Source organism: Flagellimonas sp. HMM57 (assembly GCF_021390175.1).
Lineage (GTDB): Bacteria > Bacteroidota > Bacteroidia > Flavobacteriales > Flavobacteriaceae > Flagellimonas.
Genome location: NZ_CP090004.1, coordinates 3,107,493 through 3,130,018, shown reverse-complemented (window position 1 = coordinate 3,130,018; position 22,526 = coordinate 3,107,493). Strand labels below are relative to the sequence as shown.

General features: G+C 37.3%; 18 protein-coding genes. 9 read left to right on the top strand and 9 right to left on the bottom strand.

The genetic code is table 11. The annotated features are described in order from the left end of the window. Positions 1–237: 237 nt before the first annotated feature. Complete coding sequence (locus LV716_RS13920) at positions 238–1,287, bottom strand: UDP-glucose--hexose-1-phosphate uridylyltransferase (RefSeq protein ID WP_163418394.1); 1,050 nt, start codon at positions 1,285–1,287, stop codon at positions 238–240. After that, a complete protein-coding gene (locus tag LV716_RS13915) occupies positions 1,284–1,901 on the bottom strand; it encodes a galactokinase family protein (RefSeq protein ID WP_163418393.1) in 618 nt (205 codons plus the stop codon). The genes LV716_RS13920 and LV716_RS13915 overlap by 4 nt, the downstream gene beginning before the upstream one ends. Before the next feature lie 811 nt (positions 1,902–2,712). Here LV716_RS13915 and LV716_RS13910 point away from each other — a divergent pair. The 5 genes from LV716_RS13910 (at position 2,713) to LV716_RS13890 (ending at position 12,535) form a co-directional block, all read left to right on the top strand. Continuing rightward, complete coding sequence (locus LV716_RS13910) at positions 2,713–3,336, top strand: Crp/Fnr family transcriptional regulator (RefSeq protein WP_163418392.1); 624 nt, start codon at positions 2,713–2,715, stop codon at positions 3,334–3,336. Positions 3,337–3,914: 578 nt separating this feature from the next. After that, entirely contained in the window at positions 3,915–8,987 is a 5,073-nt protein-coding gene (locus LV716_RS13905) for a DUF4347 domain-containing protein (RefSeq protein WP_163418391.1), read from the top strand. A gap of 23 nt (positions 8,988–9,010) precedes the next feature. Beyond that, positions 9,011–9,898 carry a type IX secretion system membrane protein PorP/SprF gene (locus LV716_RS13900; protein WP_163418390.1) on the top strand — a complete coding sequence of 296 codons (888 nt, stop codon included), beginning with the start codon at positions 9,011–9,013 and terminating at the stop codon, positions 9,896–9,898. A gap of 307 nt (positions 9,899–10,205) precedes the next feature. Further along, positions 10,206–11,615: a GyrI-like domain-containing protein gene (locus tag LV716_RS13895; protein ID WP_163418389.1), complete on the top strand. Its 1,410-nt coding sequence runs from the start codon at positions 10,206–10,208 to the stop codon at positions 11,613–11,615. A gap of 101 nt (positions 11,616–11,716) precedes the next feature. Further along, positions 11,717–12,535, top strand: coding sequence for a S9 family peptidase (locus tag LV716_RS13890; RefSeq protein WP_163418388.1), 819 nt, complete (start codon positions 11,717–11,719; stop codon positions 12,533–12,535). Position 12,536: 1 nt separating this feature from the next. On the opposite strand, the gene LV716_RS13885 is transcribed toward LV716_RS13890, so the two are convergent. Together LV716_RS13885 and LV716_RS18570 are read right to left on the bottom strand one after the other, a co-directional pair. Further along, the gene (locus LV716_RS13885; protein ID WP_163418387.1) at positions 12,537–12,761 is read right to left on the bottom strand and encodes a hypothetical protein; all 225 of its coding nucleotides are present in this window, start codon (positions 12,759–12,761) and stop codon (positions 12,537–12,539) included. 679 nt (positions 12,762–13,440) lie between these two features. After that, the gene (locus LV716_RS18570) at positions 13,441–13,635 is read right to left on the bottom strand and encodes a tyrosine-type recombinase/integrase (RefSeq protein ID WP_163418386.1); all 195 of its coding nucleotides are present in this window, start codon (positions 13,633–13,635) and stop codon (positions 13,441–13,443) included. A gap of 90 nt (positions 13,636–13,725) precedes the next feature. Here LV716_RS18570 and LV716_RS13875 point away from each other — a divergent pair, with 90 nt between their 5' ends. From LV716_RS13875 to LV716_RS13860, 4 genes are all read left to right on the top strand, one after another. After that, entirely contained in the window at positions 13,726–14,970 is a 1,245-nt protein-coding gene (locus tag LV716_RS13875; RefSeq protein WP_163418385.1) for a terpene synthase family protein, read from the top strand. 3 nt (positions 14,971–14,973) lie between these two features. Next, entirely contained in the window at positions 14,974–16,335 is a 1,362-nt protein-coding gene (locus LV716_RS13870; protein WP_163418384.1) for a cytochrome P450, read from the top strand. Positions 16,336–17,590: 1,255 nt separating this feature from the next. After that, complete coding sequence (locus tag LV716_RS13865) at positions 17,591–18,208, top strand: hypothetical protein (RefSeq protein ID WP_163418383.1); 618 nt, start codon at positions 17,591–17,593, stop codon at positions 18,206–18,208. 187 nt (positions 18,209–18,395) lie between these two features. Next, a complete protein-coding gene (locus tag LV716_RS13860) occupies positions 18,396–18,908 on the top strand; it encodes a hypothetical protein (RefSeq protein ID WP_163418382.1) in 513 nt (170 codons plus the stop codon). A gap of 128 nt (positions 18,909–19,036) precedes the next feature. Here the strand turns inward: LV716_RS13860 and LV716_RS13855 are convergent, their stop codons facing one another. The 5 genes from LV716_RS13855 to LV716_RS13835 form a co-directional block, all read right to left on the bottom strand. After that, the gene (locus LV716_RS13855) at positions 19,037–19,591 is read right to left on the bottom strand and encodes a hypothetical protein (RefSeq protein WP_163418381.1); all 555 of its coding nucleotides are present in this window, start codon (positions 19,589–19,591) and stop codon (positions 19,037–19,039) included. A gap of 2 nt (positions 19,592–19,593) precedes the next feature. After that, positions 19,594–20,253: a hypothetical protein gene (locus LV716_RS13850; RefSeq protein WP_163418380.1), complete on the bottom strand. Its 660-nt coding sequence runs from the start codon at positions 20,251–20,253 to the stop codon at positions 19,594–19,596. A 17-nt stretch (positions 20,254–20,270) separates the two neighbouring features. Then, positions 20,271–20,942: a hypothetical protein gene (locus tag LV716_RS13845; protein ID WP_163418379.1), complete on the bottom strand. Its 672-nt coding sequence runs from the start codon at positions 20,940–20,942 to the stop codon at positions 20,271–20,273. A gap of 637 nt (positions 20,943–21,579) precedes the next feature. After that, positions 21,580–21,906 (bottom strand): pentapeptide repeat-containing protein, encoded by a 327-nt coding sequence (locus LV716_RS13840; RefSeq protein WP_233759140.1) that lies wholly within the window; start codon positions 21,904–21,906, stop codon positions 21,580–21,582. Between the two features lie 75 nt (positions 21,907–21,981). Further along, on the bottom strand, positions 21,982–22,524 hold the full coding sequence (locus tag LV716_RS13835) for a hypothetical protein (RefSeq protein ID WP_163418378.1): 543 nt from the start codon (positions 22,522–22,524) through the stop codon (positions 21,982–21,984). Between the last annotated feature and the right edge of the window lie 2 nt (positions 22,525–22,526).

Below are 22,526 nucleotides of genomic sequence, written 5' to 3'. Positions count from 1 at the left end.
TTCTTATTTCTTCTAAAATGGAGACTTTTCCATTCAGCAAAAGGATTTTCTAGTTTAACGGATTGAAAGAACAAAGTAGGAAGGCTAAAATTGTGTAGCGTAAGGTATAAATACTTATCAAACATGAGATTAGCTTTTTGAACTACCACCGTTATAGTAAATTGAAAATCGGAAAACCTTTTACCACAAATTTAGCCTACCAAGTAAATCGATTTACGAACTCAGTTCATAACTTCATTATACCTCATTATTACTGGAATAATGAGTCAATGGCAGTTCCCTAAGCTTCTGTGCCGCCTGTTCCGCAGTAATGTCACGTTGTGGATTAGCAAACATTTCATATCCGACCATAAACTTTTTAACCGAGGCCGATCGTAACAACGGGGGATAAAATGACATATGGAAGTGCCACTCTTCATGAATAGTTTTATCTGTTGGTGCTTGGTGTATTCCCATCGAATATGGGAACGATGTTTCGAACAGATTGTCATAAGCGGTAGTGACATCTTTCATGATATGGGCAAAATTGGTCTTTTGATCAGCATTTAGCTGCCCAATATGTTGCAAGTGTTTTTTTGGAGCTATCATAACTTCATATGGCCAAACAGCCCAGAAAGGCACAATAGCAATAAAATGTTCATTCTCAAAAAGTATGCGTTCCTTTTCTCGGGTTTCTTGCTCCAAATAATCTCCTAAAAGGCTTCTATTGTGTTTTTCCCAGTACTGCTTTTGATAGGATGTCTTTTTTGCCACTTCTTGTGGAATAGAGCTTTGCGCCCAAATTTGCCCATGCGGGTGGGGATTGCTACAGCCCATGATGGCTCCTTTGTTCTCAAAAATCTGTACATGGTTAATATCGTCCATTTCACCCAAAGCACTATATTCCGCTTGCCAAAGCGAAATCACTTCTTCAATGGCTCCAACTTCCATAAGCGGCAGGGTCAGCGAATGATCGGGGGAAAAACAGACCACTTTACAGATTCCACTTTCACCCTTAGCCCTCAACAGTCCATTTTCAACTAATTCTGATGGTGAATCCTGAAGTAAGGCCGAAAAATCGTTGACAAAACTATAGGTCGATTCATAATTGGGATTGGTTATGCCATTGGCTCTGGTGTTTCCCGGACAGAGGTAGCAGTTTGGATCGTAGCTGAGCTTTTTCTCATCGCTTGTTTTTTCCTGTTTACCTTGCCAGGGCCTTTTGGTGCGATGGGGCGATACAAGGACCCATTCCCCTGTTAAGATATTATACCTTCTGTGCGGGTGTTCGTTTAGATCAAATTTCATATGTATTGACTGGTTACATGGGTTCCTTGGCTGGGAATGGTCTCAAAATAGGAGAGTTCAATGCCAAATTTATTTTTATATGCTTTTGAGGCTCTTTCAATGAATGCATCAATTGCGTCTTTATGAATTAAATTCAAGGTGCATCCGCCAAAGCCACCACCTATCATACGACTTCCTAAAATATCAGGCTCATCTTTTGAAAATTCCCATTCACTAAGTCTCAAGTCAAATAATTCATTAAGACCAAATGCAAGTCCACACTCCAAAGCAGCCGAACAACTTACCCCAGAACCTGCAGGTACATTGGATTCCATTTCACTATCAAACCTCTTCAAGCTTTTCCCCAACAATTGTATTTCGTGTAAAACGTCAAGTGCATAATTATGCCATCCCTTCGTTCCTAAGTTTAAGTTGTACAAATCAGCCACCAAAATATTATCGAATCCTTTACTTTTTATTGTACACCTGCTTTTATCACCATTGATTTTGAAATCCATTCGTATTGATTTATCAATTGCAGCTGGCAATACAAAACCATTATTATAATCAATATGTTCTCCTATCAAGTTTATTCTTCCTGGTGAGCAAATTGAAACATAGGAGGTTTTCTCCATTACTGGGTATTTTTAGTTTTGAGACGTAACTGTGCGAAGAACAAAAATGTACTCATTCAAATAGCAATGCTTTGTGCTTTTTTTGTAAGATAGGTAACCAAATTTGGAAGTTTATAAGCCCCTTTTTAATTTACAAATCAAATGTACATTTTTTTGATTGGATTTAAATTAGTAAAAAGGAAGAAGCTTCTCATAAAACAAAAAACCTTGATAATTCAAAAATCACCAAGGTTTCTATTGTTAAAAAAAGTTGAAGTCGGGACGAAAGAATCTTTTAATCCACCATAGAAATCTGTATATCATAATTTTACATTTATCATCTAGCTTGATTCTCCAAGCTCTAAACTAAGCTCAAATCAGTACATTCTATTGTAAAATTTATGGATGTATTTGTATACTAAGACCAAACAATTTTGAGCTTTTAGAACACAAATCTGAAACATATATTTCCAAATCCCTATATCTGTCTGTAAGCTTAAAGTCCTTTGTGTCTCGGCTAATAGCACATCTCAATCTCTTCTTAAATCAGCATGAGTCCGTTATAATAATCAAGGATTAATCGAAAATTAATGGAGGAAACAATGCAATCACATGGTTTTTCGTCAATCCGGACCAAATGTTGGTATTGCGATATCTCAGGAGGTTCCAATTTTTAGGTGGGATTACCCTTAGCCTTTTGTTTTATCAGCACTATCTTTTCGTTTTTTTATTCCTGTATTTATTAAATTCGTTATGGACTAAACAGGACAGTATATTTCGTTCATATACCATTAACAAGGATGTTAGTTCATAACCAGCTTTGCTTTTTTAAATGAGGCCGAACAAGAAGATTCATCAAAACTTTTTTGCATTACTTTATCTCAATTCCATAGTTCCTTTAAGCAAAGAGCTAAAGGTCTTTTTGGCAGAACATGTAAGAAGTGTCCAATATCAAAAAGGTGATATTGTTTACCAAAAAGGAGAGCTATGTACCAAATTACATTTAATTAAAAAAGGATTGGTTCGAGGGTATTTTATAAGTGGCAAAAAAGATATTACGACTTGGATAAGTACGGATAATGAGATTTTTACATCCATAACAGGTTTTTTTATAGCTAAGCCCGCCAAGGAGAGCATTCAATGCCTTGAGGATACCGATTGCTTATATTTAGAATATAAAGATTTGGAATATGGGTTACAGACATTTCCTGAGATCAGTGAACTATACCGTAGGTTATTGATAGATTATTACATTCATGCTGAGAATAGAGCGTATATGGCCAGAATACCGAGTGCTCTTGAACGGTGGAATTATTTTGTGGAAACCAATAAACCAGAATTATTGAACAGAATTCCAAATAAATACCTTGCTTCATTACTTGTTATGCGACCAGAGACGCTTTCAAGAATTATTAAAGAGCATACTGGACTGATAGTAAAAGGAGAAAGGGAATAGTCTAGATGTCACCTTCACAAACTTTTTGGTAGAACTACACAGAACCCTCCAATTTCAAAACCTTAAAACCTCTTAAGGCTCCTTTTTTAATTGAAATTGACAGTAACACTATTACATAAAATTCAGGGAACCAATCTATTTTGAGAACTTGATCACACCAAAAATATACTACCTCATTTGAATCTATCCCTATTATTTGGTTACCAGAAAAGTCAATTTTTATGCTTTTCGTGTTAATGAAAACCAATCTAGAAATCCAATAATTGATATTTATCAAGCGAATTGAAAAAAAATTGAACGAAAGAAAAAAAAGTCCGTTATCAATCTTACATAAAAAACAAGAATAATACTACAATATTAAATTGATAACAAATGATTCAAATCTACGTTCAAAAATCCATTATTTGCTTTACTGCACTTCAATATGTAATCAATAACTCCTTGTGTAGAGCTTTCAATCTCTAAGATTTAACAGATTCCAAAAATTCAAAAGACATGGTTTTAAGGAAAACGATGTTGTCGGAATCTCTAGGCTAATAAAAATCAGTTGTACCAATAATTAATTATCAAACTTTAACATGAAAAAACCTTTACACCTAAACGGCTTCAAAAAGAATAGGATGGCTATGCTCGTCGTCGTATTCTTTATGTTTCTTTTTTCTGTTCAATCAAATGATTTGGCTTTCATCGATCAGGGTATTGAAGAACAGGAACAACTTGGGAATGTCAATGAAACATCTACTGAATTAGTAATATTAGGGGATTCTTTTAAAAAGAAAAAACTTCCTGATTTTTATTCAGACAAGCACATAATGTCTATTGATAAAAAATCATTTGAAGGATATAGATCCCAAATTGAACATTTGATTTTCATAGATACTTCCTTACCTGATTATGAAATCTTAGAAGCTAATGTTGATTTAAAGAATTCAGCAATCGTTTTTTTGAATCCGAACAATAATGAAGGGATTCTGAAAATGACGCAGGAAATTCAAAAGTATAATGGCTTGGAATCCATACATATTGTGGGCCATGCCAAACCAGCAGAGCTTATTCTTGGATCTGACAGCTTTTGGATGGATGACTTGAATATGATTAAATCAGAACTAGATTCTTGGAAAAGCCATGTCTCTACTAATGCCGATCTGTTTTTATATGGTTGTTCCTTAGCGGAAACAGTAAAAGGAAAACAGATGGTTGATTTGATGGCTTCGCTCACTGGTATGGATGTCACGGCGTCAACAGACCTAACAGGGCACGCTTCCAAAAATGCGGATTGGGAACTGGAATACAAAACGGGAACCATAGAATCTCAAATTGCATTTTCGGAACACGTAAGAGGTTATGCACATACCTTACAATCGTTGAATTTTGAAGACTTAAGAACTTTTGAAGAAGTGAATGAGGGGTCAGGAGGTGACGGTCATTGGACTTATCCTGAGAATACTGGACGTACCGCTTATCAGTCCAGAAATACTAGTAATCCGGTCTACCTTTTAAGTCCAGATTCCGGATATATAGACGAGGTATTTAAAGGGACAATTACAGTCGATGCAGGTGCTGGTGATGATGATGATATTGGATTTGCTTTTGGCTTTAATGGTGTAAACGATACCTATATATGGTCTTGGGATATGGGAGGAATCAGTATGGGTGTTCGCAGTGGAGGCGCTCATTTGTTATTCAAAAAAACAGCTGCCATGTCCTGGAGCTCAGTCAGTGGTACATTAATTGGTCAAGGACCCAATAATGATCCTTGGCAGCATGGGGTGACCTATCAAATAGAAATCTTATATACAGCAAATAGAATACGTGTACGGGTTAATGGTATAGAGAAATTTGATGTATCGGCAGCGGAGGCCGGGGTTGCTCAATTTCCAGCCGGAAGATTTGGTTTTTATAACTATTCGCAGGGAAATGTAACCTTTGGTAACATACAAAAGGCCTCGGCTACGGACGATCCAATACCACCTTCTGCTCAAGATGATTCTTATGGAATGGAACCAAATACCACTTTAAATGTTGACTTTTTGGATGGAATCCTTAAAAACGATTATGACGCCAACCTAGATGAATTTACCATTGTTCAGGTTTCCAATGTAAGTCATGGTAGCTTATCCTTGAACACCAATGACGGTAGTTTTACCTATACGCCTACAGCTGGCTATGAAGGTGCAGATCAGTTTACATACAAATTGGTCCAGGACAGTGATGGGGCTGAGTCTGCCGTGCGTACCGTTACTTTCGGCATCATAGCCAGCAACCAAGCACCTACTGACATTCAGCTGTCCAATACTTCGATAAGTGAGGGAGCAGTAGACAATACAAATATTGGCACGCTAACCACTACAGATGGTAATAACCCCAATGACCAGCACGACTACTCACTTTCTAACAATGGTGGAGGTCGGTTTACGGTAAATGGAAATAGCTTGATTGTGGCCAATTCCTCGCTTTTAACTCCTGGTGATTATGTTGTGACAGTCCGTTCTACCGATTTAATGGGAGAATTTCATGAAAAGAATTTTACCATAAGTGTAATCAGTAATGCTAAACCCACCAGTGCCAATGGACAAATTCAGTTGGATAGTGGTTCCAATTACCTATTTGGTAGTAATGACTTTTCATTCACGGATACGGATGGTGATACATTTGGTGGTATCAGGATAGAAACCATAGAAACAGCTGGTGATTTAGAGTATGATGGGTCAGATGTGTTTGATGGCACGGTAGTTAATGATATTACACTTTTAAACTTTAAAGCACCTTCAAATGCATCTGGAAACCCCTATTCGACCTTTACATTTAAAGTTTTTGATTCCCGTGGCGGCATCAGTACTGATGCATATACAATGAGTATTCGGGTAAGTGATGACACTGATCCAATTGCTATAGCTCAAAACGTCACTGTTCAGTTAGATGCTTCTGGAAATGGCTCTACAACAGCAGCACTTGTGGATAATGGTTCAAATGATGCTTCTGGTATAGCATCTTTATCCCTAAGTCAAACAGATTTTAATTGTTCAAATATTGCCAACAATCCGAACATAGTTACGCTTACGGTTACTGATAACAATGGAAATGTATCGACCACAACCGCAGAGGTAACTGTTACCGATGAGCTCAACCCAACGGTCATCGCACGCGACATCACGGTACAGTTGGACGAGACGGGCAATGCCTCCATAACCGCTTCCCAAATAGACAACGGTTCCACCGATAACTGTGGCATCGCCTCTTATGGATTGGACACGACCACCTTCACATGTGCGGACGTGGGAAGCAACACGGTCACGTTGACCGTAACCGACGTCAACGGGAACAGTGGTACCGCCACCGCCACCGTCACCGTTGAGGACAACGTCGACCCAACGGTCGTCGTACGTGACATCACGGTACAGTTGGACGCGACGGGCAATGCCTCCATAACCGCTTCCCAAATAGACAACGGTTCCACCGATAACTGTGGCATCGCCTCTTATGGACTGGACACGACCACCTTCACATGTGCCGATGTGGGAAGCAACACGGTCACGTTGACCGTAACCGACGTCAACGGGAACAGTGGTACCGCCACGGCCAACGTCTCCGTTGAGGACAATGTCGACCCAACGGTCGTCGCACGCGACATCACGGTACAATTGGACACAACGGGCAATGCATCGATCACCGCAGCGGAAATAGACAACGGTTCCAACGATAACTGTGGTATCGCCTCCTATGGACTGGACACCAACGCCTTCACATGTGCCGATGTGGGAAGCAACACGGTCACGTTGACCGTAACCGACGTGAACGGGAACAGTGGTACCGCCACCGCCACCGTCACCGTTGAGGACAACGTCGATCCAACGGTAGTGGCACGTGACATTACGGTACAATTGGATGCCACGGGCAATGCATCGATCACCGCTTCCCAAATAGACAACGGTTCCACCGATAACTGTGGCATCGCCTCTTACGGATTGGACACGAACGCATTCACCTGTGCCGATGTGGGAAGCAACACGGTCACGTTGACCGTAACCGACGTGAACGGGAACAGTGGTACGGCCACCGCCACCGTCACCGTTGAGGATAACGTCGATCCAACGGTAGTGGCACGTGACATTACGGTACAATTGGATGTCACGGGCAATGCCTCCATAACCGCTTCCCAAATAGACAACGGTTCCACCGATAACTGTGGTATCGCCTCCTATGGATTGGATACCACGGCATTCACCTGTGCCGATGTGGGAAGCAACACGGTCACGTTGACCGTAACCGACGTCAACGGGAACAGTGGTACGGCCACCGCCACCGTCACCGTTGAGGACAACGTCGACCCAACGGTAGTGGCACGTGACATTACGGTACAATTGGATGCCACGGGCAATGCCTCCATAACCGCTTCCCAAATAGACAACGGTTCCACCGATAACTGTGGAATCGCCTCTTATGGACTGGACACGAACGCATTCACATGTGCCGATGTGGGAAGCAACACGGTCACGTTGACCGTAACCGACGTCAACGGGAACAGTGGTACCGCCACGGCCAACGTCTCCGTTGAGGACAACGTCGATCCAACGGTAGTGGCACGTGACATTACGGTACAATTGGATGCCACGGGCAATGCATCGATCACCGCTTCCCAAATAGACAACGGTTCCACCGATAACTGTGGAATCGCCTCCTATGGACTGGACACCAACGCCTTCACATGTGCCGATGTGGGAAGCAACACGGTCACGTTGACCGTAACCGACGTGAACGGGAACAGTGGTACGGCCACCGCCACCGTCACCGTTGAGGATAACGTCGATCCAACGGTAGTGGCACGTGACATTACGGTACAATTGGATGTCACGGGCAATGCCTCCATAACCGCTTCCCAAATAGACAACGGTTCCACCGATAACTGTGGTATCGCCTCTTATGGACTGGACACGAACGCATTCACATGTGCCGATGTGGGAAGCAACACGGTCACGTTGACCGTAACCGACGTCAACGGGAACAGTGGTACCGCCACCGCCATCATAACTGTGGAAGATATGATATCACCGACTGTAGTAACCCAAAACCTTACTTTACCATTAGATGCCAATGGCTTTCTTAGCATTACAGCAGAGGATTTTATAGATGAAAGTTCGGACAATTGCGGTATTTCTGAGATCAATGCTGATCGCACTGATTTCAACTGTAGTGTTTTGGGTGATTATACCATTACCTTAACAATAATGGATTCTAATGGTAATGTTACGATAGAGACAGCCATACTTACACTAACAGGAGAAGACAATGATGGCGATTTGATAGCAGATCCTTGTGACACGGACGACGACAACGATGGTCTTCCCGATAGTGAGGATAGCTTCCCGTTCAGTTCCGAACCGAAGATTGTGCCAGCGGAGGCCTTTACGCCAAATGGCGATGGAATTAACGAGTCCTGGGTGATTCCTGGAATTGACAACTATCCCAATAACACCGTCAAAGTGTTCAATCGATGGGGACATGTTGTCTTCTCAACAAAAAGCTACCGAAACAACTGGGAAGGGTTCTATAAGAACAACAACGAGAAGCTTCCAGCAGGTTCTTACATGTATATGATTGATCTTGGGGATGGATCAGCTCCGATTCAAGGTTGGATCTATATCAACTATTAAAAAGACAAAAAACAAAAACAACAATGAAACATTTAATATTGGTTTTAGGTCTGGCCATAACTTTGGGAACAAAGTCCATCTTTGCCCAACAAGACCCACAATACACATTTTACAGGTATAGTATGAACTTGATAAATCCAGCTTTTGCCGGAAGCAGTGAAGGTGCCGAGCTTACCCTAGGCCTTCGAAGTCAATGGGCAGGGGTACAAGGAGCCCCTGAAAGCCAGAGCGCACTCTTTTCTATGCCGGTCGGTGCAAATGTTGGTTTGGGCGTATCCATCTTGAACGATCAGACTTTTATTGAAAATCAGACTTGGGTTGCAATAGACTTTTCATATCGGGTGAAACTGAATGAAGATTATATGCTTTATTTCGGATTAAAGGCAAGCGGCAATTCATACAGTGCCAACACCACAGGTTTGATTACATATGGAGTGGGGCAAGATGGTACCCTTATGGATTTTGAAAACAGGTTTACGCCAAATATAGGGGCAGGTGTCTATTTGAAGAACGAAGACTTTTTCCTTTCTCTTTCCGCTCCGAAATTGATGACCCCAGATCGTCTGGAAGAACGCAACGGTAACGCTTTTTCTAGCACGGACCGTAGGCATGTCTATCTATCGGGCGGGTATGATTTTAAACTGGGAAAGAACATGAACCTACTGGCCAGTAGTATGTTGCGATATGTGGATGCATCTCCCATATCCGTGGATCTGACCTCGATATTGGATTTTGGACAACGGTTCAAAGTGGGTGCCTCGTACAGATTGGATGAGGCTTTGAGTGGAATGTTCATGTTCGATATCAGTTCGGGGCTACAGATAGGTTATGCCTATGAAGCAGCAATGGAAAATGATATTAACAACATTGATAATAGCTCTCATGAGTTGTTTATGCGACTGACCATGTAGCATAAGAATCAAAACAAAAGTGTGGGGTATGATTCAAATATCTCACACTTTTTCTTTAGACCTCATGTCCTTTACTAATTGAACAAAGACTTATAAAAAAGGAGTTTTCGATTGGCTTTATGCAGTCTGGTCAACTTCTGAATGTTGGTGTTTTGCTGTCTAAAAAGTGTGATGGCGTGGGCTCGGTAAGTGAATTAAAAAACTAAGGGAAGCTTAAAATGGAAAGGAGTGGAGCTATGTTTTACTAAAATATTCCGTTTATCATATTTAGTATTTTAGTACCCATATCAAGATTATGTTATTCTAAATGAAATCAAATAATACAAGACAAGAATATATAAAGCGTGTGAACTATGTCTTGGATTTCATTGAAAAAAATCTTGAGGCAAGTTTATCTTTGGAGACACTATCAAAGAGAGGTCATTACTCAACTTTCCATTTTCATAGAGTTTTCTCGATTATAGTTGGGGAAACATTAAACGAATACCTTAATAGAAAAAGGATAGAGCGTATTGCATCTATTTTGCTTCTGAATACAAACACTCCTATAAAAGAACTTGCTTACAATTATGGGTTTAATAGTCAAAGTTCATTTTCCAGAGCATTCAAAAAATATTATGGAGTTAGCCCTACAAGATTTAAATCTGATGGAATAACAACACTTCGCAAGATTGGTATAGAACCTTTTAGTACGGAAAGATACATTCGTAGCATTGATGATATCAAAAAATGGATTGATATGAATGCACAAATAGGAGTAAAAGAGCTAAGGGAGACAAAACTTGCTGGCATAATGCATATTGGTGAGTTTGAAGAAATTGGCAATATGTATCAAAGATTAATGGAATGGGGACACAAAAGAGGGCTATTGTCTACCTCTGATTTTAAAACGATAACCATTTACCATGACAATCCTAATGTTACACAAATTTCAAAAGTGAGGTATAGTGCTTGTGTATCGGTTAATAAGAATATTGATGCTGATGGGGAAATTAGACCCTATAAAATCCCAAAAGGGTATTATGCAGTTGGCAATTTTGAAATTGAAGCGAACGATTTTCCAAAAGCATGGAAGAGTATGTCCGTTTGGGTCATAGAAAACAATTATAAGTTCAGAGATGGAGATTATTTTGAAATATATCTTAATGACCATAAAACCCATCCTGAACAAAAATTTATAATTGATATTTATATTCCACTTGAAAAAACACAGAACATTAAACTTGGAAGAGCTCACACCTTAAACTTTTCGCAAAACAAAACACAAAGCGAACAATGTGGGAAAGAATTAGATTATCATTACCTGATAAACTACATGAAAGAATTGAGAGCTTTTTTTCTGAAGGAATATGACACTTGTTTTAGACTTGGAAACATCTATCAAGGTAACCCAAATTTTTCTTATTTCTCTTTAGCAACAACGGCATTAAAAAACCAAAAACTTAAATTTGTTATTATACTGAATCACAAAGAGCTATATTTTTCAATTTGCCTATCTGGTCAAAACAAAATTATTCGAAAAAAGTATTGGGAAATTTTTAAAGATAGTGATTGGAAAAAATATCATTTGGCAGAATCAATTGATAACAGTTTATCAATTATAGAGCAAATTATTGTTAAAGAGCCAAATTTTAATAATAAGAGAAGTTTGACCAAAAAGATTGAAAAGGAATCAATGAAGTTTATGGAAGAGCTTAAAACTATACTTCAACAATAAAAAAGGACCACACAACAAGATGTGAAATACAAAACCGCCCGGTGGTATAGTTACGACATCTTATAGGGAACGTTGTATTACATGTAATTTAAATTAATAAAATGATATATAAAAAAAGTATTGGACTATTTTTTTTTATGATTTCTACTTTTTTGAATTGTCAACAATCCAAGAATAAAAATCATGATATCGTAAACTCTAGCGATCCTAAATCCACCGAATTATTTCATATTACCCATATAAGTTCAGGAGAATTGAATAATCCAAAATTAGTACTGGTCCTTCATGGAGACGCACCATTTAATAACCCTTCTTATCAATATATTATCGCTAAAAAAATTGCGGACGAGAATAAAAATATTGTCGCTGTTGGAATACTTAGGCCCGGATACAAGGACAACGAAGGAAATAGTTCACAAGGAGAACGGGGGGAAGCAGCAGGTGATAACTATACAAGAGAAGTTCTTGAATCCATAAACAACCTCACTACCAAGTTGAAAGATAAGTACAATCCTTCGAAAATAGTTTTAGTAGGACATTCAGGAGGTGCTGCCATATCTGCGAACTTAATTTCCGAGTATCCAATCACATATTCCAACGCATTACTTATTTCCTGTCCTTGTAATCTTCATAAATGGAGGAAACATATGAAGAGGTTACAGCCTGAAACCCAAATTTGGGATAAAGAGGTAAAGAGTCTTTCCCCAATTGAAGGTGTGAAAAAAATTCATTTTTCAACTCAAATAACGTTAATACATGGAGATAATGACAAAAGTGTTCCGATTAATATTGCTTCAGAATATGCTCGTGAATTAGAGGAGAATCAGAAGAAATTCAATTTTATTGTTTTGGAAGGTCTGGGACATGAAGTAGCCCTAAATGATGAAGTATTTGAAATCATATCAAAATTTGTTAAGTAAATTACGGAGGTACAACAAAGAACTGAATTGCCAAAAGTCTATAGTAGTTCTTTAAAGTGCCTTGCCTAAGGACTCCCACCATATTTTCATTATGGTAAATCACCAAATCCATCAAGGTTTTATGTTTTTCGTCCTGTCCGACGAACCTAGCTTTTATTGAATTCGTCGTAACCAATTCAAAATCAGAAGTTAGCTGCTTGTAATATAGTAATAGTTTGGACTTCACTTGGTCCAAATAAGCGTTTAATTCCTTGCCTTCTGGTGTTATGGAGGTGGTTTTCTTGGATTTGGTGTCCCAATAGATAACTTTTGTTGTGATATTAAAGCTAACTAAATGGAATCAGAAAAAACGAATTTCACTGAAAATCATTTAGTTAGCATTTTTATGGTTTCGCTTGAAACCCATTTTGTCGGGATGACAGGACTAACCGAAATTCCATATTACACTGTTATTCAGTATTTTACTTCATTTTTTCAAAACATGCACACCTAATTGTACACTAAAACCAAAAAAAGAACTTTGAAGATATAATTTGATCTTCTTTGATGTCATAAAGGTACAGTTTATGTAAATATTAATGAACTTCATTCAACATAAGAACATTATAGTACAGATTGATATATATGTAGTTTTGATTCAACATGTAAGCGCTAATTTAAAATCAAGACACTTACGTTTTAAAATCAATACAATCTTTGATTGCTTAATAAGCTAAAAAATTCAGCAACAATAAACTACAAATTTATTTCGTGAAAACTTTTGTGAAAAAGTCGTGAAATCAATAATTATTATGTCAAATTAAGTTTGATAATTTTCACGACTCTAATTAATCGCAATTCGAATTTCAAGTGTTATCGTTTATTTGAACTTAAAAGGTAACAACTCCCAATTATTTTTCCTCATGTTACTTCCACAAATTGTTGAACCTGCTCCCCGCTATCTGGGTGTAGGTGACTTTATCTTTCGAATCTTGGTGGCCAAGGTATTCCTGGATGGTCCTAAGATCGGTCCCGGTGTCCGCCAGATAGTACCCGCAACCATGCCTCTGCATATGAGGCGCAACCTTCATCCCTGTTTTTTTAGATATAGTGGTTAACATATAATTAACTGCCTTTCCATGTTAAATGGGAAATTGTCCATGGTTTAGCATATCCAGGATATGTAATTTGAAAGATAAACCTCACCTATTATGGAAGTAAATACAAATCTTGGATGTCAAGAAGCATTATCTGATCGTTTTCATGAAGTGTTCGGTCCTCATATAACATATGATGATGACCAATGGAAAGAAGTCCTTAAAGCTATGTACTTATGTGACGATTGGTTATCAAAATGGATTGATATTGGTAAGAAGTCCGAGCTTTCCCCAAAATCAAATTGCGGGTACCAAAAACAAAGAACAGAATATGTTCATAATCTGTTGAAACAATATGACCTAGGTATGTTTTCCCAAAAAGCTACCGATCTTGGTCTATTGTACTGTTTCTATACTTATCCCCATGGTATTAAACCCCAAGATGCCAGTAATCGGAAACGTATTGGCAAGTTTTCAAAGGCACATACATATTTGGTGTTGGCAACAGCATCGATATGGCTCCTTGATATGTTATTTGATGATGTACGTGAACTGTACGTTAATGGGAAATCAATTCTTGGAATTGTGGATCAAGTTTTAGTTCATTTTGATGGAATTGAATATAAAAATGTACACGAGGTCAGAACACCTCAGGATGTTTCCAATATTACGGAAAACAAACAGATCCAAAAAGTGTTCTATGAATTTTGCATTCTATTTGATCTTTGTTATATAGAAGGATATAAGGTACTTACATCCGAAACCCTTAAAATTGTATTTGATGAATATCGACGACAGATCGTATACTTCCATGGTGAAATAGAAAAGTATACACATTCAAATGATTCACCTGTTCTTGAGGAATATATGAAGACCCGTGTTCTTTCATCAGGGTTTCAATGGGTCATTGTAAATCATATGCATATTCTTGGTCAAGAACGTAGTATTAATGACCACTCACGGATAACTGATTTTCTAAGATCGGAGAAGATAAAATCTTCAGTGCGGTCTGCTGCAGAATATTGTTGTTTGATAAATGATATATTTTCCATTCTTAGCGATTCAGAACATCTAGTTGCTAATCCGGTCGTATTTCTAGGTAAGCAAGAATATCCGGATAAGTCCAAGGAAGAACAATTGTATGCCGGAATTGATATGTCCATTGATATTGCACGGGCTTCTTTCTCGAAGCTTATAAAGTTGCTAGAAAATATGTCCATCTCTTCGGAATTGGACAAAAAAATATATGATCTCTATATTGAGGTTCTATTCTTTGTATGCTTTAGCTCTACAACATTCCATATTCTATCTCCCCGCTATAATCTGGAGCTTTGTAAGAAATACTTCATAAAAGAATAACATGTGAAAAATTTAATAATTTATAATGATATGACACCCAAACAGATTCCCAAAGTCAAGCCCGATAGCTGGTTATTTGGTAACATGAAATCTTTCTCCAAAGATCCAGATAGGTTTTTGAAAAAATGTGCAGAAACCTATGGTGATATTTTTCAGTTCAGAATAGCGCATAAAAGATTTATAGCAATCAATCATCCAGACCATATACAACATGTATTACAAACAAACCATCGTAATTATAAACAGTTTTCTCTTGTCAAACTGATCATAAAAGTAATAGGTGATGGTCTTTTTGCTTTAGAAGGCGAACAATGGAAGAAAGAGCGCCGTTTGATGCAACCCTATTTTCATAAAGAAATGGTTCGCTCCTATTTTACAATAATTAATAATCATGCAAAAAAGATGTTCAAGGATTGGCCATCAAAGCCCGAGCTATGGCTTCGTTCCGAGATGGGCGATCTTGTGCTGGATGTCACCTCGAAATGTTTTATGGGAGAGAATGTAGAAGGTGGTGCCAAAATCATTAAAGAAAATCTTTTTAATGGCATGGTTACAATAATGGGGCGTGTCAAATCCCCTATACAGCCACCTTTATGGTTTCCAACGGCAAAAAATCGAAAATTCAATAAATCAGTTACGAAACTCAAAAAATTTCTAATTGAGGTCATAAGAAGCAAAGAAAAGGAAGAAAACCTTACGGGAAATGATCTGATGACCATGTTCATCCTCCTCGAAAGAAGTGGAGAGATCCCCAAAAAACAGATTTATAATGAGTTCGTGACCCTTATGTCAGCGGGATATGAAACTACTGCAACAGCCCTGTTTTCATTGATAGTAAATGTATATAAAGATGACGTTATCAGAAAAAAAGTGGTCGAAGAATATGATCGTGTCACCAAAGGCGGCCCTATTAAAGTTGAACACGTCGATCAGCTTCAATATGTCAATAACGTAATCAATGAAAGCTTACGGTTATGGTCTCCTGCCTTTATGCAAGGGAGGGAAGCGATTAAAAATGAGAAAATGAACGGTTATCCCATTAAGAAAGGAGATACAATTCTAATGGTTTCACAATTGATTCATCGTCACAAAAAATTTTGGAAAAATCCGAATGTTTTTGACCCAGATCGTTTTGATCAAGAACTTCCCCATAAATATGCTTATATACCATTTGGAAGAGGTCCCAGAATGTGTATTGGAATGAATCTCGCACTTATGGAGATGCAAGTTATTTTGTATCATATGCTAAAATCGAACTTTGAAATAGAAGTTCCTTCCAATACAGAAATCGAATACGAAGTAACCCTTGCCTATAGGCCAAAAACTGATATCCGTATTATAAAACCCATAACAAAGCAATATTAGTACTCAATGGAGAATACTTTTTAACTCTCCTCATATTCCGAAAAAAATTAACCTACTTTAAAAAGATGCCTATTTAACCTAATGATTACAATTTTTAATAGAGCTTTGATTCTCTGATATTGGGTTAGTGACCACATAGCTGCATATTTGGCCAACTTGTTTTGCAGGCCCTATAAACAAAGAGATTCTGAAAACAACGAAAAATGTTAAAAAGAGAAATCTGTGGATTTTTAAATGCCTATTTACAGGGCCTCCCAAGGACTTTGTCGTTTTTCACACCTAATATGGTCACTGGGTCATTAAGGGAATGAACAAAGTGCTTTTGGCGGCAATAAAGACCCAAATAAACTTGTGTAATAGAGAAACGAGAATTTATATAAAAATATTAATGGGGATTGCTTATTTCCTTATAATCCCAAGAAAAATTTGTAACATCCCAATATTCCCCTCCTACGTCACATTTTTTAATAATACCAGCACTTATTGTATGATAGTTTCTACAAAGGATTGATTTTTAACCAACGAATGAGAATTGAAATATTCTTTGAGTTAGTAGTTAGTATTAACGACGGAGGCTGTTATTAAAACCTCCGTCGTTATTTTAAGATCATAGGACTGTTGGCGTTCGTTCTTGTACAAAACCCTGCACGATTAAAATGATACCTAATCAAACGATAACATGAATTCAAAAGAACCAACACCGGACTTTTTCTATAAGGTCACGCATTCAGTAACCTTATTTCTTCTAGGCATAATAATACTTAGTGCTTCTTTCTGTCTTAACCAAGGTCTCATTCATGCAATTATGCCAGGGGCATTGATTGGAGCAAATATTAAATACGTTCTTTCATTATTGAAATCTAAATAAGCGATGATTCAAAATTCAACAAAGCCACCTGAGAGTAGTGATATCACAGATTTAATAGAGATGCTTGCCATTTGGGCATGTGGAATAATCCTGTTGGTGATAATAATTCGAACCATATATTTCTCTTACAAAAACGATGAGTAATAATTTCGAAGCCCAAATTCAAAGAAATCTTATTGGAAAACAGTTGTAAAAGGAAGATAAAGGATGAGGCCTAAGGAAAAGAACAGCTATTCCCTTCGACACGCCGCCGCAATAGACCTGTTCACATTTATGAGACCCTAAAAATCGTGGTCAATAAGTCATATAAATTGAATATGATCATTAACTATACATCCCTATATTAGTTAATGATTATATCCAATTGTTAGCCACAAATTGAACACAATGAATAAAACTGATGAGTCATATGCGCGAATTGCTAACTTGAGTCAATCTTACTTGAAAATTAGTGTCGATAACTATTTAGCTTACTCAAAATGTAGAAAAGAACTTGAAAAAATTGAAAATGAAATAAGTGATGACTTAAACTTATACTTCCACGAAAAACATAGCTCGCTTAGAGATGAAACAGGGACATATTATGTTATAAGTGTTATTTTTTGTTCTATGTTCTTGGAAAGTTATATTTACGATTTTGGAGCGAGGAATACTAGTGATAAATATATTTCAAAATATCTAGATAAATTGGACACAATGTCTAAGTGGGTTATTATTCCAAAAATCATTTCTGGAGTTGAAATAGACCGTTCAAAAAAATCGTTTGAGTTTATTTCTAAGTTAATATCTGCAAGAAATAAATTGATTCATTGGAAATCGAAAAGAATGACTTTTGAAACATTGGAGAAAAATAAAGACGAAAAAATTTACAATTTAGTTGATTTGGAAAAAGTATTTATTTCTATTAAAGACATTTTTGCCCAACTTGATGATGGTCAAGAAGTAAAATCACATAGTTTTTATATAAGTTATATCGATGAAAAATCTGTGGCTAACAATGTATAACCGCAATTACGGCGGATTTGACTATGCGTCGACTACGCTCAGTGCAATTGAATCCACTCGGAATTGTTAATCTCAGTGCTAAACCTAACCTAAAATTAACGCATATAAAACCGTAACTGATAGTTATACGAGACCGTTGTAGCCAATTTATAAATTGGAACAATTTTTGGAGGATTACTCAATAATTATGAAGAAAATTTTACTCTATACATCATTTATTATAATACTAGGTATTATAAAAGTCACAGCTCAAACCGATGACAATAAGTGTTCAATAATGCGTGATGGCACTTTCTTTTATGGAAAAAAAGAAGATAAAATGATTATTATCAATGGAAGTATTGTCACTGAATATTTTAGAGGTTATACGATAAAAGGTAAACTGGTTTGGGTAAATGAGTGTGAATATAATAGGACTATAACAAGTGTTAAACTTCCAAGTTATCTTAAGAAAAAAAAGAATATAGATTGGTCACGAAATGATAGAGATTTTTATGTCCCGGAAAGAATAGAAAGAAAATATAGGAATCATATATTTAGTGTTGGAGATGTTTTAAATGTCAAAATTAATAGAATAATAGAAAACGAAATATTTTATACTGCATCGAGAAATGGTAAGAGTTGGGAAGGAAAAGTGATTAAAAAAATAAAAGAGAAAGGAAATAAAAAAACTGGTCACAACAGCGTGTATAAAACATAGGTACTATTTCAGTTTTTCTTTATCCCATATCGTTATTTTTTAGCACCGAGGCGTTTCTTCTGCCATAAAGACCAAAAAGGCCTATACTAAGGCATAAAAAACCGCCCAACTTGGGGCGGCTCTCTGTTCTATTCCTCGGGTATGTACTCGTACTCCCTCAGTTCTTCAAGCTCTTTTAATACTTTGACTTTCCACTCCAATTGTTTCTTTTGGTCAGTGACGACATCAATATCATATTCTTTATGGAGCTGTTTGTTCATCTGTAGATTTTCTCCAAAAATCTCTTGATAAACCGTTACATCGGACACTCCATTTTTGCTCAATTCCGCAAACTTTTTCCGTATTCTTCTTGCTGATAGCTCAAAAATGTGAAAATGGATTTGTTCATGCTCCAATGATTCTAGATCATCGGTTATTGTCCAAGAACTGCATTTATCCATGAAAACGCCAACTGTAAATATTGGGGTATTGTTTGCCGACCATTTAGTGCCAATCGTTTTGATCTCACCAAAAATTTCTGCCAATACATTACCGTGGTAGTTCAATTGCTTGCCCTTAAAATCTTTCCATGTCAAAGATCTGTCCGCCTGCCACAGGAGCAGGCTGTCATTTTCTATGACAACCTCCTGCGATAGAACTTTGCCGAAGACAAAGAGCAATATCAAACATACTATGTTCCTCATACCTAGTTGTTGTTTCTCAACTCGAACTTTTGGTCGTCACGTATCGTATTGTCTGGCCTTCTCCTGGTCTCGAACCTTTTCGGGTCAAAATCCCAGTTTATCCTTTCAGGGTCGATTCCCTGGTTCTCGAAGAACTTGATAATCGCCGCAGCCCTCTTGGAGACAAGCCCTCTGTGCCTGTCCTTGTCAAAACTGCCCTTTGCCTTTATATCCGTCAGGAAGTTCACGTACATGAACATCTTTAATTGTGGATAGTCCTGTAAGGTCTTTACGATGGCGTTCAACGTCCTGTTGTTCACATTATCGTTTCTATCCAAGACCGTGCCATCGTTGCCCGAGAAGTTGATACGGGTTGGCACTGTAAGTCTCGTAGCGATTTCTCTTCCTTGAAACATAGGAATTGAAGGTCTTGGAAAAAGGATGTTGCCCAAATTAGGTGTTGCAAAACCATGCGGCAAATCTATTGCAGCTATGCCAGAGGTGTTGCCAGCCCTAGCTTTTCTTTCTCTCTTTACGGTACTTCCAGAACTTTTAGAACGTTTACGCTTTCCTTTTCCTTGTCTTGGTAAAAAGTCAGGCCTTTCAAAAGCATCCGCTACTGATTCAATGGCATCACAGCTACACTGCTTGCCCTGTGTCACTCGCTTGACACCTCTTTTCAAACGTTTCCAAAAATTCCCTATGACCACCACTCTGACCCACCAATAGTACCACTTCTTGGGTATGTTTGACTAATAATAGGCTTACAGAAGAAGTCATCAATCAATTCCCCATAGGTATAACTTTCATCACGATCACCATACAAAAAAGTCAGATCGCATATTGATCCAACGCAATTCTTTACATGGTAATCCAAATATCCTTTTCGATGCGCTTTTCCTTGGACTCCCATATCAAAATACCCCTTGTTAAAAAAACACTGTTCAGCTTGTATCTGACCATCTTCTCTATAATTCAAACATTCCGTTTCATCAGCAGAACTTGGTATAGAGGTGAAAACCGTTGATTCATCAGGGACACCCCTAACTTTCCTGGTAATGTAACCTCCGACATTCAAGGTCCACCCCATTCCCAGTTCACCATTTATGGCATCTACTCGATTACTGGCACTGTTATAGGTAAGTGATATATCGTGCTTTAAATTGATTCCTTCGAGACTGAAAAGTCCGATTGTAGGGTGAATTTTTCCCGTACTCAAATCTACAAAGTCATTGAAGTCCTGGAATTCTGTCAGTTCCCCTGGAATATCATGATCAATTTTTTCGTTACCGGTAATCCTTTGCCCATAGGTTTTGGATATCAAAATTGAACATGTAACTACTAATTGAAGTAGAAACTTATTTTTGTTCATGGTCATATTTGTTTGAAATAATTAGATGTAAAATGAAAACAATAAACGCCTTATTGGAATTCTCAGAAATTCACAATAAAGGATACTGGGAAAAGAGCTGGTCATTATAATCTATATTACATATTGTATATATGTAATAAAAGGAACTCTAAAAACGATGATTTTTCATATTGGATTGTTAGATTATACATGAATGTTTGATTGATGGAAAAGTATTAATAATCTAATAAGAAAAAAATTACAAATATCATGTTTTTAGAATCTGATTTTTATTACGTTAACGCCTGTTCATTTATAAAAAATTAATACTCAATAGATTAATACTAAACAGCTATTCTCGAAAAGAATGATATAAATACAAAATTTAGCATTGATTTAATCTATTGTTGATAAGTGAATAAACGTGGTGATGGGCTGGATTTATCTAAAGAATTATTGCACAAGGGTTTGGCACGGCCTCACAAAAAATACTCTAAAGACCAAAATTTGGGACTAATGGATGCGGTCGCACATCAGGCTATTGGTCGATAAAGCACGTATGCCGCCGTGTGAATTGCGGAGAGGATACATAACGAAACTGGTCGAACTGGTCGGCTATTATATTTAGAGATGTCATATCAAGTAATTTTCATAATTATTAATCGATGGCGATTCTTCTTCCTAACTCAAAAGTTGGTAATTCTCTTGTGCTATAAGGTGTTTTTCTAATTATAATATGGACCTTAACAATTGAATCTTCAAAATACAAAATACTGTCCATTCTATATTGTTTGAAAATATCATTAGCCCCCTTTAAATTTAGGCTGTCCTTAATGTAAGTCAACCAATCATACCTATCTACTTTTACACTATCCAGTGACCAAATATCTGTAAAATCAGCATGATGCAGATTCTCTCCCCACAATACCGCTCCTTTCAAACTACTCCTTTTCCATTTTGTTTCTCTTAAGTCTGTATTTATCAATGCAGTATTTTTTAAGTCTGATTCTTCAAAATTGGAAGCCCTTAAATATCGTTTATTTGAACTTTATCAAAATTTTCATTTGCCCTTTATGGAACCCAAAATACGATTTATCAGTAAAGAATCTTGTCTGTCAAATTCTCTATTGTGGGCACTGATGTTCAAATTCAATGAACCATCTAGTCCATCTTTTCTTAAGAAAAAGTTCCTCGTGCGAAGGTTCAAGTTGTTCAAAGAATCTATCCCCTTTGCAGAATATTCGTAGATATCAAAACTGTTTAAAGTGTAAAATTTTTGATTTGAAGTTTGAAATCCTCCGTTTTTATTTATGGAGTCCATGGAGCTTTCAAAGTGATCATTCAAAAAAATTTCCCAATCATTCCATGTCAAATGAACCAATATTGTTTCTTTAATTGTTTGTGATGTATCGCTAGCAATGATGGTAGAGTGGCGCTCTGAATTTTCTTTTTCAACATGCCAATTTTTTGGGCTGCCAACAGTAAACTTTTCACTTAAGTCACTTTGTTGAATCAACTCCAACGAAACCTCATTTTTACAACCCCAAAAGCATATTAAGATAATGGCCATGAGGATTAGTGATTTATCTAACTGTGTTGTCATTG

Excerpts from the sequence above, each read along its gene's own strand:
- LV716_RS13920 (WP_163418394.1), bottom strand. The coding sequence starts at position 1,287 with ATGAAATTTGATCTAAACGAACACCCGCACAGAAGGTATAATATCTTA.
- LV716_RS13915 (WP_163418393.1), bottom strand. The coding sequence starts at position 1,901 with ATGGAGAAAACCTCCTATGTTTCAATTTGCTCACCAGGAAGAATAAAC.
- LV716_RS13910 (WP_163418392.1), top strand. The coding sequence starts at position 2,713 with ATGAGGCCGAACAAGAAGATTCATCAAAACTTTTTTGCATTACTTTAT.
- LV716_RS13905 (WP_163418391.1), top strand. The coding sequence starts at position 3,915 with ATGAAAAAACCTTTACACCTAAACGGCTTCAAAAAGAATAGGATGGCT.
- LV716_RS13900 (WP_163418390.1), top strand. The coding sequence starts at position 9,011 with ATGAAACATTTAATATTGGTTTTAGGTCTGGCCATAACTTTGGGAACA.
- LV716_RS13895 (WP_163418389.1), top strand. The coding sequence starts at position 10,206 with ATGAAATCAAATAATACAAGACAAGAATATATAAAGCGTGTGAACTAT.
- LV716_RS13890 (WP_163418388.1), top strand. The coding sequence starts at position 11,717 with ATGATATATAAAAAAAGTATTGGACTATTTTTTTTTATGATTTCTACT.
- LV716_RS18570 (WP_163418386.1), bottom strand. The coding sequence starts at position 13,635 with ATGTTAACCACTATATCTAAAAAAACAGGGATGAAGGTTGCGCCTCAT.
- LV716_RS13875 (WP_163418385.1), top strand. The coding sequence starts at position 13,726 with ATGGAAGTAAATACAAATCTTGGATGTCAAGAAGCATTATCTGATCGT.
- LV716_RS13865 (WP_163418383.1), top strand. The coding sequence starts at position 17,591 with ATGAATAAAACTGATGAGTCATATGCGCGAATTGCTAACTTGAGTCAA.
- LV716_RS13860 (WP_163418382.1), top strand. The coding sequence starts at position 18,396 with ATGAAGAAAATTTTACTCTATACATCATTTATTATAATACTAGGTATT.
- LV716_RS13855 (WP_163418381.1), bottom strand. The coding sequence starts at position 19,591 with ATGAGGAACATAGTATGTTTGATATTGCTCTTTGTCTTCGGCAAAGTT.
- LV716_RS13845 (WP_163418379.1), bottom strand. The coding sequence starts at position 20,942 with ATGAACAAAAATAAGTTTCTACTTCAATTAGTAGTTACATGTTCAATT.
- LV716_RS13835 (WP_163418378.1), bottom strand. The coding sequence starts at position 22,524 with ATGACAACACAGTTAGATAAATCACTAATCCTCATGGCCATTATCTTA.